This is a genomic window from Dyella jiangningensis (assembly GCF_003264855.1).
Classification (GTDB): domain Bacteria; phylum Pseudomonadota; class Gammaproteobacteria; order Xanthomonadales; family Rhodanobacteraceae; genus Dyella; species Dyella jiangningensis_C.
The window spans coordinates 110,497-124,908 of sequence record NZ_NFZS01000001.1; the positions used below are offsets into that span (position 1 = coordinate 110,497).

Annotated in this window: 9 protein-coding genes; 4 read left to right on the forward strand and 5 right to left on the reverse strand. The window is 65.1% G+C overall.

Annotated features, from left to right (window positions below; translation table 11 throughout):
* Nucleotides 1-135: 135 nt before the first annotated feature.
* The 4 genes from CA260_RS00485 to CA260_RS00500 all read left to right on the forward strand — a co-directional run bounded on the left by CA260_RS00485 (nt 136) and on the right by CA260_RS00500 (nt 7,643).
* The gene (locus CA260_RS00485; RefSeq protein ID WP_111980532.1) at nt 136-921 is read left to right on the forward strand and encodes a 3-hydroxybutyrate dehydrogenase; all 786 of its coding nucleotides are present in this window, start codon (nt 136-138) and stop codon (nt 919-921) included.
* A gap of 6 nt (nt 922-927) precedes the next feature.
* Nucleotides 928-2,106 (forward strand): DUF3734 domain-containing protein, encoded by a 1,179-nt coding sequence (locus CA260_RS00490; RefSeq protein WP_238149576.1) that lies wholly within the window; start codon nt 928-930, stop codon nt 2,104-2,106.
* A gap of 15 nt (nt 2,107-2,121) precedes the next feature.
* A complete protein-coding gene (locus CA260_RS00495; protein WP_111980533.1) occupies nt 2,122-2,982 on the forward strand; it encodes an NAD(P)-dependent oxidoreductase in 861 nt (286 codons plus the stop codon).
* Nucleotides 2,983-3,290: 308 nt separating this feature from the next.
* Nucleotides 3,291-7,643, forward strand: a complete 4,353-nt coding sequence (locus tag CA260_RS00500) for an autotransporter outer membrane beta-barrel domain-containing protein (protein WP_111982930.1) — start codon at nt 3,291-3,293, stop codon at nt 7,641-7,643.
* Between the two features lie 149 nt (nt 7,644-7,792).
* On the opposite strand, the gene CA260_RS00505 is transcribed toward CA260_RS00500, so the two are convergent.
* From CA260_RS00505 to CA260_RS00525, 5 genes are all read right to left on the reverse strand, one after another.
* On the reverse strand, nt 7,793-8,548 hold the full coding sequence (locus CA260_RS00505; protein ID WP_111980534.1) for an SPOR domain-containing protein: 756 nt from the start codon (nt 8,546-8,548) through the stop codon (nt 7,793-7,795).
* Complete coding sequence (gene argS / locus CA260_RS00510; protein WP_111980535.1) at nt 8,549-10,237, reverse strand: arginine--tRNA ligase; 1,689 nt, start codon at nt 10,235-10,237, stop codon at nt 8,549-8,551. It abuts the gene before it with no gap.
* Nucleotides 10,238-10,752: 515 nt separating this feature from the next.
* Nucleotides 10,753-12,525 (reverse strand): tetratricopeptide repeat protein, encoded by a 1,773-nt coding sequence (locus CA260_RS00515; RefSeq protein ID WP_111980536.1) that lies wholly within the window; start codon nt 12,523-12,525, stop codon nt 10,753-10,755.
* A 192-nt stretch (nt 12,526-12,717) separates the two neighbouring features.
* Entirely contained in the window at nt 12,718-13,392 is a 675-nt protein-coding gene (gene radC, locus CA260_RS00520; RefSeq protein ID WP_111982931.1) for a RadC family protein, read from the reverse strand.
* 96 nt (nt 13,393-13,488) lie between these two features.
* Nucleotides 13,489-14,391, reverse strand: a complete 903-nt coding sequence (locus CA260_RS00525) for a LysR family transcriptional regulator (protein WP_111980537.1) — start codon at nt 14,389-14,391, stop codon at nt 13,489-13,491.
* Between the last annotated feature and the right edge of the window lie 21 nt (nt 14,392-14,412).

The window sequence follows — 14,412 nt, forward strand, 5'->3', positions numbered from 1 at the left end:
TTCTCAAGCTGTCCATTCGTCGCATGGATGCGTGCATACAAGCTGTGCCAGCCTGTTCGTCCCCGCGGACAGGCTGCGCGACACACAAGCTGATTCCGTTTCTGCTTTCCCCGTTCCCCATCGACAGGAGTGGTTATGGCAAGTCTCGACGGCAAGGTGGCACTCATCACAGGCGCGGCCAGCGGCCTGGGCAAGGCAATCGCCGAGCTTTATGCAAAGAACGGTGCGGCGGTGGCCATCGCCGACATCAACCAGCAGGCGGCCGATGCGGCCGCAGCCGAGATCAACGCGGCAGGCGGCAAGGCCATCGGCGTCGCGATGGACGTGACGGATGAAGCCGCCGTCGATGCGGGTACCGACAAGGTGGTCGCGGAGTTCGGTCACCTCGACATCCTGATTTCCAACGCCGGCATCCAGATCATCAATCCGATCGACCAGTTCTCGTACGCCGACTGGAAGAAGATGCAGGCGATCCACGTAGACGGCGCGTTCCTCACCACGAACGCGGCGCTCAAGCACATGTACAAGGACGATCGCGGCGGCGTCGTGATCTACATGGGCTCGGTGCACTCGCACGAAGCGTCGAAGCTCAAGTCGGCGTACGTCGCCGCCAAGCATGGCCTGCTCGGACTGGCGCGCACGCTGGCGAAGGAAGGCGCCGCGCACAACGTGCGCTCGCACGTGATCTGCCCGGGCTTCGTGCGCACGCCGCTGGTGGAAAAGCAGATTCCTGAGCAAGCCAAGGAACTGAAGATCACCGAGGACGAAGTGATCAAGAACGTGATGCTCAAGGACACCGTCGACGGCGTATTCACCACGGTGGACGACATCGCGCAGACGGCGTTGTACCTCGCGACATTCCCCTCGGCGGCGCTCACCGGCCAGTCGATCGTGGTGAGCCACGGCTGGTACATGCAATAAGCACGCATGGACGCCGCCAAGCACATGCCCGCACCGGACGCACTCGCCAAGGCGATCAAGCGCGACTACGGCACGCTTGCCCTCGTGTTGCAGGGCGGCGGTGCGCTGGGTGCTTACCAGGCCGGCGTGTTCGAGGCGCTGGATAACGCCGGCATCCATCCGAACTGGATCGCCGGCATTTCCATTGGTGCACTCAACGCCGCCGTTATCGCCGGTAATCCACCCAAGCATCGCGTGGAACGCCTGCGCGAGTTCTGGCGGAGCATCTGCCGTCCGCCACTGCTACCGACCTGGCCCACGCCGCCGCTCGATCCGAGTGCGTGGGAATTGCCGTGGTTGAACGGACTGAGCGGCTGGTCGGCGCTGCGCGCACTGGTGGAAGGTCAGCCCGGCTTCTTCGTGCCGCGCCCGTTTCCGCTGTTGCCGTTGCGCGCTTCACCCGCCACGGCGAGCTGGTATGACACCTCGCCGTTGAAAGCCACGCTGGAACGGCTGGTCGACTTCGACCGCATCAACCACAAGACCGCGATGCGCGTGTCGGTGGGCGCGGTGAACATCCGCACCGGCAACTTCGCCTACTTCGACAACACCGAAGGCGAGCTGCGCGTGGAGCACTTCATGGCGTCCGGCTCGCTGCCGCCGGGTTTTCCGGCCACCGAGATCGACGGCGAGTTCTACTGGGACGGCGGCATGGTCTCCAACACGCCACTGTACAAGGTGCTGTCCGACGCGTCGTGTCGCGACGCGCTGATTTTCCAGGTCGACCTGTGGAGCGCACGCGGCGAGGTGCCGCGCGACCTCGCCGAGGTGACGGCGCGCGCCAAGGACATCCAGTACTCCAGCCGCACGCGATTGATCACCGAATTCATGGGCATGCGCCAGAAGCAGCAGCGTTTGCTGCAGGACCTGATGGCGCTGGTGCCCGAAGACCAGCGCCGCGATCCTGCGTATCGCCGCGCCGAGATCTATGCGGGTGGCTCGCTGGTCAACCTGTTCCACCTGATTTACCGCAACAAGCCGTACGAAGGGCATTACAAGGACTACGAGTTCAGCTTTGGCAGCATGCAGCAGCACTGGCACAGCGGCATGGACGATATGCAGTGCACGTTGAGCGAGCCGCAGTGGTTCGCGCGCCCCGATGCGGAGCATCCTTTCGTCACCCATGACGTACATTGTGAAGACTGATCCACCAGGACAACCATGACACTCAAGGCAGCATTCATCGGACTCGGCGCCATGGGCACGCCGATGGCCGGGCATCTCAAAACCCACGGCCTGCTCCATGCCGTCTCCAGCCGTACGCAGGCCAATGCCGATGCGGTGGCGAAGGATCTCGGCGTCGCCGCGCCCTCGCTGGCGGACATCGCCGCGCAATGCGACGTGATCGCGTTGTGCGTGACTGCGGATGCCGATGTGCTCGGCCTAGTCGACGCGTTGGGGCCACATCTGAAACCAGGCACCATCGTGATCGACCATTCCACCGTCGCGCCCGATACCGCCAAGCAGGCTGCAGCCAAGCTGGCGCCGACCGGTGCGCACTTTCTCGATGCGCCGGTATCGGGCGGTGTGGAGGGCGCTAAGAACGGCAAGCTCTCGGTGATGGTGGGCGGTGACGCCGCCGTGCTGGAACGCGCGCGCCCGGTGCTGGAAGCCTATGCGCTGCGCATCACGCATCTGGGCGACGTCGGCGCCGGCCAAGCCACCAAGGCGGTGAACCAGGTACTGGTGGCGGGCATCGCGCAGGGCGTATGCGAAGGGCTCGCGCTCGGTGAAGCGCTGGGCCTGGATCCGGAACGCCTGCTTCCCACGCTGGGCGCCGGCGCGGCGGGCAACTGGTTCCTGGAAAAGCGAGGCAGCACGATGCTGCGCAACGAGTTCAGCGTCGGCTTCAAGCTCGGCCTGCTGCACAAGGATCTGGGCATCGTGCGTCGTATCGCCGAAAGCGCCGGCACCAACCGCAGCGTGATCGAGCGCTCGCTCGCCGATTATGCGGAGCTGATGAGCCAGGGTTATGGCGACGATGACATCTCGGCGTTGATCCGGTTGAAGCGCAAGAGCTGATAGCTGCCACCAACCTCGACAAGCACGGGATAAGAGGCCGCGCGCAAGCGCGGCTTTTTTTTTGCGCGCGCTGAAGCAGGCTGGCGCGACAAAGGGTTCTAAATCGAGCTGTGGAAGACCTCGACGGAAGGTCTGCCAGAAGGAGCTTGGTGGCTCTCAGATTTTTCTGATGTCGGTGCTTCGCGGTCATCGGTAGAACGGCGTGTTCGGAGAGTAAGGGGCATGTCTACTCGCCGGATCCAAAGAAAGCCGGTTGCACGAAAAGCGCTTTCAAGCCGAATGGGAAAGAAAATCTTAGGGAGCTCCAAATGAATCACGTCTATCGCGTAGTCTGGAATGCTGCGCTTTGTACATGGACCGTCGTGTCTGAACTGGCGAAAAGCCATCGGCCACGTTTCAGCAAACTCAGTGCCGCACTTCTGGTCGGCATCGCCATGCAGGGCCAGGCTTTGGCCACGGACTACCTCCAGCCGGTTGTCGTGTTCGGCGGCGTCACGGGTACGCTGAATAGCGGAGACACGGTAACGGTCACCAATGACAATACTGTCGGCCTTGGCGTAGCCGATGCGGGGTCCCAGCTCATCGCCAACAACGTGACCGTGACTACGAGCGGCAACGGTACCTCGGGAGCCTATGTGGGGTACGGCGGGCAACTCACGCTGACCGATGGGTCAGTGACCGCAACGGGTGCTTCCACTGCCAACTATGCGGCCGACGCCGTATTCGTACTCGGGCAGGGCTCGCGCGCCACGATCACTCGTACCGTGCTGTCGACCCAAGGACAGAATGCCTACGGCGTTGCTGTGGTAGGCGGTGGTTCCGCATCGTTGGATGGCGCTGCAGTGAGTACCCATGCTGACAACAGCGTCGGCCTTTACATCTCCGGGACAGGGTCGCAGGCAATGGCCACGGATTTGACGACGAGTACGGCGGGAAAGGCTGCGGTGGGCGTGGAGGCGAACCAAGGCGCTTCCATCAGCCTTTCTGGTGGCGAGGTCACCACGTCGGGTGATGCGGGCGTTGGCATCGTGGCATTGGAAACTGGCAGCCAGATCAGCGTGACCGGTGTGCGCGTGCAGACTACAGGCGGACTTGCCAATGGCATTGGCGCTTACGGCGTGGACGCCGAAGGTGGTGGCCGGATCACGTTGGGTGGTGGCGCCACGATATCCACGCAGGGCGCGAGTGCGATAGGCGTGCGTGCCGTTGGCGATGGCAGCCAGATCGCTGCCGAGGGCATTACCGTCGCCACGGCAGGTGCCAATGCTTATGACGTCATGGCCGATGGGGCGGGAGCAACCATTCGGGCGGACAACAGCGTCATGTCTACGACAGGGAATGCCGCGGTAGGCATCGTTGCGATGAATGGCGGCGTCGTGACGCTCAACGGCGGAGCCGTTGGCACCAGCGGCAACAACGCCATGGGCATGGTTTCGACGGGCACTGGCAGCCAGATCAACGCCACTGACGTACAGGTGCAGACCATCGGTGGGAGCAATAACGACGGTTTCAACGCCTACGGTGTCTATGCAGAGGACGGTGGCACCGTGAATTTCACGGGCGGTCGTATCGAAGCACTGGGCCAGAGCTATTACGGCACCGACAGCGCAGTGGTAGCAACCGGTAGCGGCACGCATATCGGCCTTGCCAACGCATCCGTCGTTGCGAGGGGCGCAAACAACGGTGTCATGGCTAACCAAGGCGCCGCCATCGACATATCCGATAGCACGATCTCATCGGGTGGAGTCGGTGATGGCTATGCCTATGGTGTGCAGGTCTGGGACAGAGGGACACGGGTAACCCTCTCAAACACGAACATAGACGCGTCTGGCGTGTCGACCGCGGGTGTTGTTGCGTCCAACGGCGCATCGGTGGACGTGGTTGGTGGGCGTATGAGCATCATCGGCGGAGGCTCCGGCGCTGTAGTGGCTATGGATGCCGGGACACACGTTACCCTCAGGGACGCCGTCCTCACCGCTCATGGTGATTCAGGAGCGGGTGTTGGTGCTGGATACGGTGCCGCCGTCGACCTGTCCGGCGGTAGCGTTGATACATTCGGCAGCAACTCGAGCGGGTTGATAGCTCAAGCTGAAGCTTCGTACCTCACCGTCGCCAATGCATCGATCACCACCCATGGCGAGGTGTCTATTGGCCTGTTTGCGGTCGATGGGGTCGTCGAGACTTCCGGCAACACGATAAGCACATTAGGTGAAGGGTCTTATGGCGTCATGGCCGAACAAGCCACCGGTGCGACGACCATCCGCATGTCGGGCGACCACGTCATCACGCAGGGCAATGGCGCCATCGGCTTGACTGCGCACGGCGTCGGTAGTGCCATCGAAGCATCGAATGTTCGAGTACAGACGACCGGTGCGAAGGATCCATCGGGTATCGGTGCATACGGCGTGGATGCCGAAGGTGGCGGTCGGGTCATGCTAAGGGATGGTGCATCCGTGTCGACGAGCGGTGTCGGCGCCATGGCTTTGCTTGCCACCGGTAACGGCAGCGAGGTGGCGACGTCTGGCCAGGTTACGGTTCGCTCCACTGGCGGTGATGCCTACGGCGCGCTGGCGCAGGATGGAGGCGCCATCACCCTGGCGCAAGGCGCAAATATCGATACCAGCGGCGACACGGCCCATGGCTTGGTTTCACTGGGCGCTGACAGCCAGATCAATGCGACCGGTGCTACGGTAGAGACTCATGGCACGCAAGCCAGTGGTGTCGCACTCGGTAACAGCACGATCAATCTTGCGGGTAGTTCTGTTCTCGCTCAGTACACCGGTGCGCTGCTCTCCGCGGACGGCACGGAACAAACGACCAATAGGCTGAACATGTCCGGCGGATCGATGGCTTCCGTCGCCGACGATGCCATCCGTGCCAGTGCAGGCGACAACTGGGTGAACCTGAGCCATGGCGCGCAGGTGACGGGTGGCAATGGCACCTTGCTCGATGTCGTTGGAACGGGCACTGTGGCTCACCTCTCGGCTACTGATGACGTGGTTCTGACGGGCGACGTCGTGGCGCTCGCGGGCAACATGGCTCATGTGTCGCTTGCGCAAAGCTCGTCGCTCACCGGTGCGATGCGCAACGCTTCCAGCGTCAGCGTGGACGGCAGCAGTCTGTGGAACATGACGGCCAGTTCCGACGTGCAGCAGCTCACCCTGGCGGGAACGGTCGCATTTGCCGCTTCACCCTCGGGCTACAAGAGCCTCGTGGTCCACGGCGACCTTGCGGGCAATGGAGGAACCGTTGCGCTGAATACGGCCCTCAACGAGGGTGGTGCGCTAAGCCATCAGTACACCGACCGCGTATTGGTGGAAGGCAACGCCAGCGGCACGACCTATCTGAAGGTCACGGGTTCGGGCACGGGTGCGCTGACCGACACCAACAAGAATGGCGTGGCGGAGGCCAATGAGGGTATTTCGCTGGCCCAGGTGGCGGGACAGTCCAGCGCGTCGGCGTTTGTGTTGAGCGGTGGCTACGTGGCCGTGGGTCCGTGGCGCTATGAACTCAGCAGCTACCAACCCGGAAGCGCCGATGCAGGACAGCGCGTGGTTGCCGGTACCGGCAACGGATTCTGGGACTACCGGCTGCAGAACGTGTACGTGGCCGATGTCACGCCCGTTCCCGATCCCACGCCCGATCCTTCGCCTGACGACAGGCCCGACGTAACGCCGTCGCGTCCGGCGGTGGTGCCTCAGGTGCCTGCATACCTCAGTGCTGCCACCGCCATGTTGTCCTACGGCATGCGCAGCATAGGCACGCTTCATGACCGACTCGGCGAGGTCCATCAGGACGATGTATCGCAGGCGGGCAATACCGGCGAGTTCTACGCGCGCGTGTTCGGTGGCAACTACCGCTACAGCAGCGATCGCAGCTTCCGCCAGTACGGCTTCGGTTTCGACCAGGACGATCGTGGCATCCAGATCGGCGGAACATGGCTGAAGACGGACAATGACGACTCTACCTTCCGCATGGGCCTGTACGGGAGCATCGGTACGTCGCGCATCACGCCCAAAGCCATCGACGGCAGCAGCGCGATGCGCATGGACGCGAGGAGCGTCGCGGCAACGGCCACGTACGTGAACGGCGGCGGCTTCTACCTGGATGGCGTCGTGGCGCGCAACGACTACCGCGCGCGGGTAGACACTGCCTACCGCGGTTACGGCATGGCCAGCTTCAAGACGCGCGGCTGGTCGTACTCGCTGGAGGCTGGCTATCCCTTCGTGTTCGCCAACGAACTGCGTCTTGAGCCACAGGCGCAGGTGACCTACCAGTCCCTGCATACGAATCGCTTCGGTGACAGCGATGGGCTGAGCGTGTCGCCTGGAGATTCGGGTGCATGGACAGGTCGGATAGGCGCCAGCCTGAGCAGGACGTTTGCCACCGATACTGGCCAACGTTGGACACCATCGGCCCGTCTGAACTACGTCACGAGTTCGGCCAGCCGCACGGCAGTCACACTGGTGAGCGATGCCTGGGATGTGTCGGGTACCTTCACCAACGGAAGCTGGGGTTCGGTATGGCAATTGGGCGCCGGCGTGAGTGGCGCACTGACGCGGACGCTTTCGGTATATGCCGGTGCGGACTACCAGGCCACGGCAGGCCATGCGGGCCAGCAGGGCTGGTCGGCCAACCTTGGCCTGCGCTGGCAGTTCTGAGCGGAAAACGGCGATGGGCGGCATCACGCAGCCCATCGCACGTCAGGGTGAAGGCGGGCCCTTCCGCTTGTCTTCACCTCAGGTAACAAAAAAGCCGTGTCGCGAGACACGGCTTTCCTTTGCACATCGCTGAGCGATCGGCGCCCCGTCTATTTGCCTTCCTTCAACGCAATCGCATTGATGCCGGCCGACGCCAGGCGCTGCTTGGCCGATTCCAGCTCGGTGGCCGAATGGAACGGGCCCAGGCGCACGCGGTTGTAGGTCTGGCCGTTGACGTTGACCGGCGCAACGTTGGCGACGAAACCCTGCATGGCCAGCTTGGCCTTCAGCGTCTCCGCGTCGGAGGCGCTCGGGAAAGCGCCGACCTGCAGCAGGTAGCCGCTGCCGGTGGAGGCAGTGTTGGCGGTCGGTGCCGCGGCCGGCGCGGCATGCACGGCCGATTCCGGCGCGGGCGTGATCGCTTCGGAGACCGCAGCCGGCGCCGGTTTGGACGCCGCCTGTTGCTGCTGTTGGGCCGCGGCGGCCTGCGCCGCCTGCTGGGCGGCCTGCTGCTTCTGCTGCTGCTCGGCCTTGGCCTGCGCGCTGATTACCGCATCGGGAATGCGCACTTCCTTCTCCGACAGCACGGAATAGAAGTCGTACTGCGGCTTCTTCGGTGCCGGCGCGGTGTCGTTGGCCGAGGTGGTTTCGTTGCCGGCCGCGCCGGCGTCGCTGCCGCGCTGGGCCGTGGCCTGCGCGTTGGGCTGCGGGCCATCGTTGCCGCGGGGCGCCATCGGCAGGTGTCCGCGCATGGCGAACATCAGCAGGGCGCCGACCAGGATGCCGATGACGGCCCAGCCCCAACCCGGCATGCCGCCGCTCGAGTTGCGGACGGCCTGTCGGCCTTTGCCCTTGCGTGCTGCCATTTACATGCTCTCCGGGGCGCTGAGGCCCAGCAAATCAAGACCGTTCTTCAGAACCTGGCGCGTCGCCACGATAAGCGCCAATCGCGCGTCGCGCAGGTTCGCATCGTCCACCAGGAACTGATGCGAGTTGTAGTAGGTGTGGAACGCATTCGCCAACTCGCGCAGCCAGGTGGCGACCAGGTGCGGCTCCAGGTTCGCCGCGGCGGTCTCAACCAGCTCCGGATACTTCGAAAGCTCCGTCAACAGGATCTGCTCGTGCTCGTTGTCCAGGCGCGCCAGGTGGGCCAGCCCATTGTGCAGATCGAAGGTGAACCCTTTCTCGCCAGCCTGGCGCAGCACGCTGCAGACGCGAGCATGGGCGTACTGGATGTAGTAGACCGGATTGTCGTTGCTCTGCGAGCGGGCCAGGTCGATGTCGAACACCAGCTGCGAGTCGCCCTTGCGGGCGATCAGGAAGTAGCGCGTGGCGTCGCGGCCGACCTCGTCGATCAGGTCGCGCAGGGTCACGTAGCTGCCGGCGCGCTTGGAGATCTTCACCTCCTCGCCCCCGCGCATCACCGTCACCATCTGGTGCAGTACGTATTCCGGCCAGCCCTGGGGGATGCCGCAGTCCAGCGCCTGCAGGCCGGCCTTCACGCGGGCCAGGCTGCCGTGGTGGTCCGAACCCAGCTCGGTGATGGCGCGTGCGTAACCGCGCTGCCACTTGCTGCGGTGGTAAGCCACGTCCGGCACGAAGTAGGTGTAGGTGCCGTCGGACTTGCGCATCACGCGATCCTTGTCGTCACCGAAATCGGTGGAGCGCAGCCACAGCGCACCGCCCTCCTCGTAGGTGTGGCCGTGGGCGACCAGCTCGCGCACGGTCTCGTCCACCTTGCCGTCGGTGTACAGCGAGGATTCCAGGAAATAGGTGTCGAAGCGGACGCCGAAGGCCTTGAGGTCGAGGTTCTGCTCACGGCGCAGGCTGGCCACGGCGAAGTGGCGGATGGCTTCGAGATCGTCGGCGTTCTTCGCGCCGGTAACGACTTCACCGTCCGCCTCCACCGATTCGCCGGCCATGTAGGCACGCGCCACGTCGGCGATGTAGTCGCCGCGGTAGCCGTCTTCCGGCCAGCCTTCGACGCCCGGGGCCAGGCCGCGCGCACGCGCCTGCACCGAGATGGCGAGATTGTTGATCTGCACGCCGGCGTCGTTGTAGTAGAACTCGCGCTTGACGTTCCAGCCGGTGGCGTCGAGCAGACGGCTAATACAGTCGCCGATCGCCGCGGCACGGCCATGGCCCACGTGCAGCGGGCCGGTCGGGTTGGCCGACACGTATTCCACGCCCGCCATCACGCCCTTGCCGCTCTGGCTGCGGCCATAGGCATCGCCCTCGGCCATGATGCGGCGCACTTCGTCGTGGTACGCACCCGGCGCCAGGAAGAAGTTGATGAAGCCCGGGCCGGCGATCTCCACCTTGGCCACCAGGGTGTTGGCGGGCAGCGCGGCGACCAGCTTCTCGGCCAGCTCGCGCGGCTTGGCGCGAGCCGGCTTGGCCAGCAGCATGGCCGCGTTGGTGGCGAAGTCGCCGTGGTCGCGGTTGCGCGCGCGCTCGATCACGAAGCTCGGTACCTCGAGGTCGGCGGGCAGGGTGGAGTCGTTCTGCAGGGTACGAAGCGCCTGCAGCAGCAGTTCACGCAGCTGTTCTTTCACGGCGTTGGTCGGGCGACGATGGAACCCGCAATCCTATCAGACCGGCGCCCGCCAAGCCGGCTCGTTGCAGGCTTTTCGGCGTGCTGCGTTGCGGGGGAGAAATCTGTGGATAACTCTGTGGGGAATCGCTGACACGACAGTGGTTCGGCAGCGGCATTTGCGGCGGAAATGCAGGTGTAAAGAAAAATATCCTTTGTATTCAGCGTATTGAAGTGCACACATGAGGCCGCTGGCAACAATGGAGCGGAAAGTGCCGTCTCAGGCCGAATGTGCATAACTCCCGGGACAAGGCCTGCAGCCACCCGTCGACACCGAAGCAAGTTTCGCGTCATGCCCCTGTCATGCGGCACTGCCACACTCCTTTCCGTCCCCCGGCACCTCCCCGCCGGACCGGACGGGAGACCGCCGTGCTCCTTCTCTCCCCACAAACGGCCAAACGGCGCGGACCTCCCCCCGCGCCGTTGCTTTTTCAGAGTTCGGCGGCCGGCATGACAGCCGGCGCCGGTGCCCGCCCCTCAGAGCCGCTCCATCCGCAGCCAGGACGGATCGCCCAGCCAGGCGCGCTCGAAGGCCGTGCGCGCCTCGGCCGCCTCGCGCGGATGTCCCAACGCATCCTCGCTTTGGGCCAGCCCATAGAGCGCCCAGCCGTTGCGCGGCGTCTGCTTGAGTGCTGCCTGGAACGCCTGGCTGGCCTCGTCGTAGCGGCCGGCCGTGAACAAGGCCGCGCCCAGCGACTGGCTGACCGGGTAGTACCAGTAGGCAGGCTCCTGATAGGGAATCTTGCGTTCGAGGGCGATCGCCTCCCGGTAATGGCCTGCCGCTTCCTCGAAACGTCCTTGTGCCTGCGCGAACCGACCGCGGGCAACGGCTTCAGCCAGTGACAGGAGGTCGGGTGCGGGCACGCCCTGTTCGATCATCGGCGCGAACGCATCGGAAGCGCGCAGCGCGGCGAGTGCCGTCAGCTCGCGGTCGAATGCCGTGCGATCCTGTCGCTGCGCGTGCGCCACGGCGCGCGCATAGAGGCGCATGGCCGTGGCGTAGGGGAGACGCGGGTCCGACGGTGGCATGGCGAGGATCGCCTCGGGCCGCGCGAACTGCGCCATGGCCAGATAGGGCGCGGCATCGATCGCCTGGATCCACGCGATGCGTGCGGAGGTTTCCGGATCAAGCACGCTGCGCAGGCGTTGGGCTTCCCGAATCGCCGTCTCCATGTCGCCTGCCATCTGTGCCGACGCGACGATGAAATGGATGTTGTGCGGGTAGTAGCCATAGCGCACGAGGCTGTGGTCGTTTGTGCTGCGAATCAGTGTCTCGTCCGCGCGGGCCGCCGCGACGTTGACGCGGATGGCGTCTGCGTAGCGACCCGTCAACGCATAGATGTGCGCCGGCATGTGGACGAGATGCCCCGCGCTGGGGGCAAGCGGCTGCGCCAATCGATCCGCCGCCGCTTCCGCACGACGCGGATCGGCGCTGTTCTCCATCAGGTGGATGTAGAGATGCGCCGCCTGGAGATGGCCCGGATGGCGCGCGAGCACGGTCTCGACCAGCTTGACGGCTTCGCCGCTGCGCCCGATCGGCGTGCGCTTGTCGGCTTCCCAATAGTTCCAGGGGCTGGTGTCCATCGCTGCTTCGGCGGCGAGCACGGCGATGTCGTCGTCCTTGGGGAATCGACGCGCGACATCGAGCATGGCATCCGCATAGGCCCCATCGAGCGCGGCGCGGTCGGCCTTCGCGTCGCGCGAATAGCGCCGAGCGATCGCATCGATCAGCGCCTGCTCCAGCGGCGAGGCGGATTCGCGCAAGTCGAGTGCGCGATCCATCGCCGCCAAGGCGGCGTTGCGGTCGCGATCGTCCATCGGTGCATTGATGTTGGGGCCCAGCGCGAGCGCCTCGCCCCACCAGCACATCGCGCAATCCGGATCGAGCCGTTGCGCCGCCCTGAACGATCGCACGGCACCGGCGTGATTGAATCCGTAGGTGAGCACCAGGCCCTGGTTGACATAGCGCCGCGCCTGTTCACTCCCCGTCGTGATCGCCACGTGCGATGTAGTGAGATCGGCGAAGAGTGGCATGGGCGCGGATGCTGCGCCTGACGGCGCGGCGACGGCCGCAGCAAGCGCCAGATGCTGCGTCAGCGACGGCGCGGATGCCTTGCCGCCACAGATGGCAGATGCCAGGACACCGGGATCGAAAGCGCGCGTCTCGAACGAAAACGACGCGACTAGCGACGAACTGGTGAGAACGACGCCAGCCCCAGCCAGCACCGTGTACTTCCACAGGTTGCGCATGGTCCGAGCTCCGCTTGGGAACGTGGTAGCGCGGGAGGTTACTCAGCCTGCCGGCCTTGTATATAACCTGAAAGGCCGGTGCGATTTAGTGGCCGAAGCAGGTGTTGATGCAATGACGCGCAAGCGCAGATGCGATGCGCATGGCTGTCGTCGATGCGTGCCGCATGATGAAACGGTTGGCACCGACTCGCCTTACATCCACCCCAGCGCCGCCATCGACGTCGGTGCTCCCGAGCCGATCACCAGATGATCGAGCACGCGCACGCCAACCAGCTGCAGTGCTTCTTTCAGTTCGCGCGTGATGGCTCGATCGGCCGCGCTGGGCTCGGCGACGCCGGACGGATGGTTGTGCGCAAAGATGACGGCCGATGCGTTGTGCCTGAGGCAGGCGCGCACCACTTCGCGCGGATGCACGCTGGCGCCGTCGACGGTGCCGCGGAACAGTTCTTCGAACGCCAGCACGCGATGGCGGTTGTCGAGGAACAGGCAGCCGAACACTTCGTAGGGCAGGTGGCGCAGCTGCGCGCTGAGATAGTCGCCGCTCTCGCGCGGATTGCCGAGCGCGGGGCGTTCGGCCAACTGCTCGGCCAGCGAACGCCGGGCGAGTTCCAGCGCGGCGACCAGGCGGGCGCGCTTGGCCGGGCCGATGCCGCGCAAGCGCAGTGCGCTGGCGTGCGGATCGGCGAGCAGCGCGCCCAGGGTGCCGGCGGCCACCAGCAGTTCACGGCCCAGGGCGATCGCGTCCTTGCCGGGCAAGCCGCTGCCGAGCAGTACCGCGACCAGTTCGGCGTCGGACAGCGCGCCGCAGCCGCGGGCCAACAGTTTTTCCCGGGGACGTTCCAGTTCGGGCCATTCGCGAATGCTCATGCCCACAGGCTGGCGGCGCGATGCACGGCTGCCCATCGGATATCCGCCCCTCTTCAGGTCAGGCACCGCGCCAGCGGACGGCAAGCGGAGGGAGGGTCATGTCGCCGCAGGTAGCCGCGCGGCAAATTCCGCCGAGATCCAATCGATGAATACGCGTACTCGCGGTGAAAGCTGACGGTTCTGCGGATAGAGCACGTACACCGGGGACGGGGATGGCGGGTGACTGGCGAGCACCTCCACCAGGCTGCCTCGGGCCAGATCCTCCTGCGCGCGGTAACGCGGCACCTGGATCAGGCCCATGCCCAGCCGGGCCAGGGAGACATACATCTCCGCACCCGCCACGCTGACGGCGTGCGGCAGCGCGAGCTGCCGCAACGCGCCATCGACCTGGAATTCCAGCGGAATCACGCTGCCCGAGGCCGACGACACGAAGCCGATCATGGCGTGGTCCTTGAGATCGTCCGGCGACGTCGGCACGCCGTGGCGTTCCAGATAGGCAGGGCTGGCGTACGTGCCTTCGTCCAGCACGGCGATCCGCCGGCCGATCATGCTGCTGTCGGTCGGCTTGCCCACGCGCAGCACGCAGTCGACACCTTCGCGCACCAGGTCGACATAGCGATCGCCTTCGCCGATGCGCAACTGGATATCCGGATAGCGTTCCAGGAAGCCGGGCAGCCCCGGCAGCATGAAATGGCGGGCGAGCGTGCCGTGCACGTCCACCCGCAACAGGCCCGCGGGCCGGGCGCCGGTGAAGGCGGCTTCGGCCTCCTCGATCTCGGCGAGGATCGCCAGGCAGCGCTGGTAATAGGCCTCGCCGTCCAGGGTGGGGCGCACCTGGCGCGTGGTGCGTTCCAGCAGGCGTACGCCGAGCCTCGCCTCCAGCTTCTTCACCACCTCGGTGACGGTGGAGCGGGGCAGTTCCAGGTCCTGGGCGGCCCGCGTGAAGCTGCGGCGCTCCACGATGCGGGCGAACAGGCGCATGGCGTCGACCTTGTCCACGGCATTGTTCCCGATATCCGA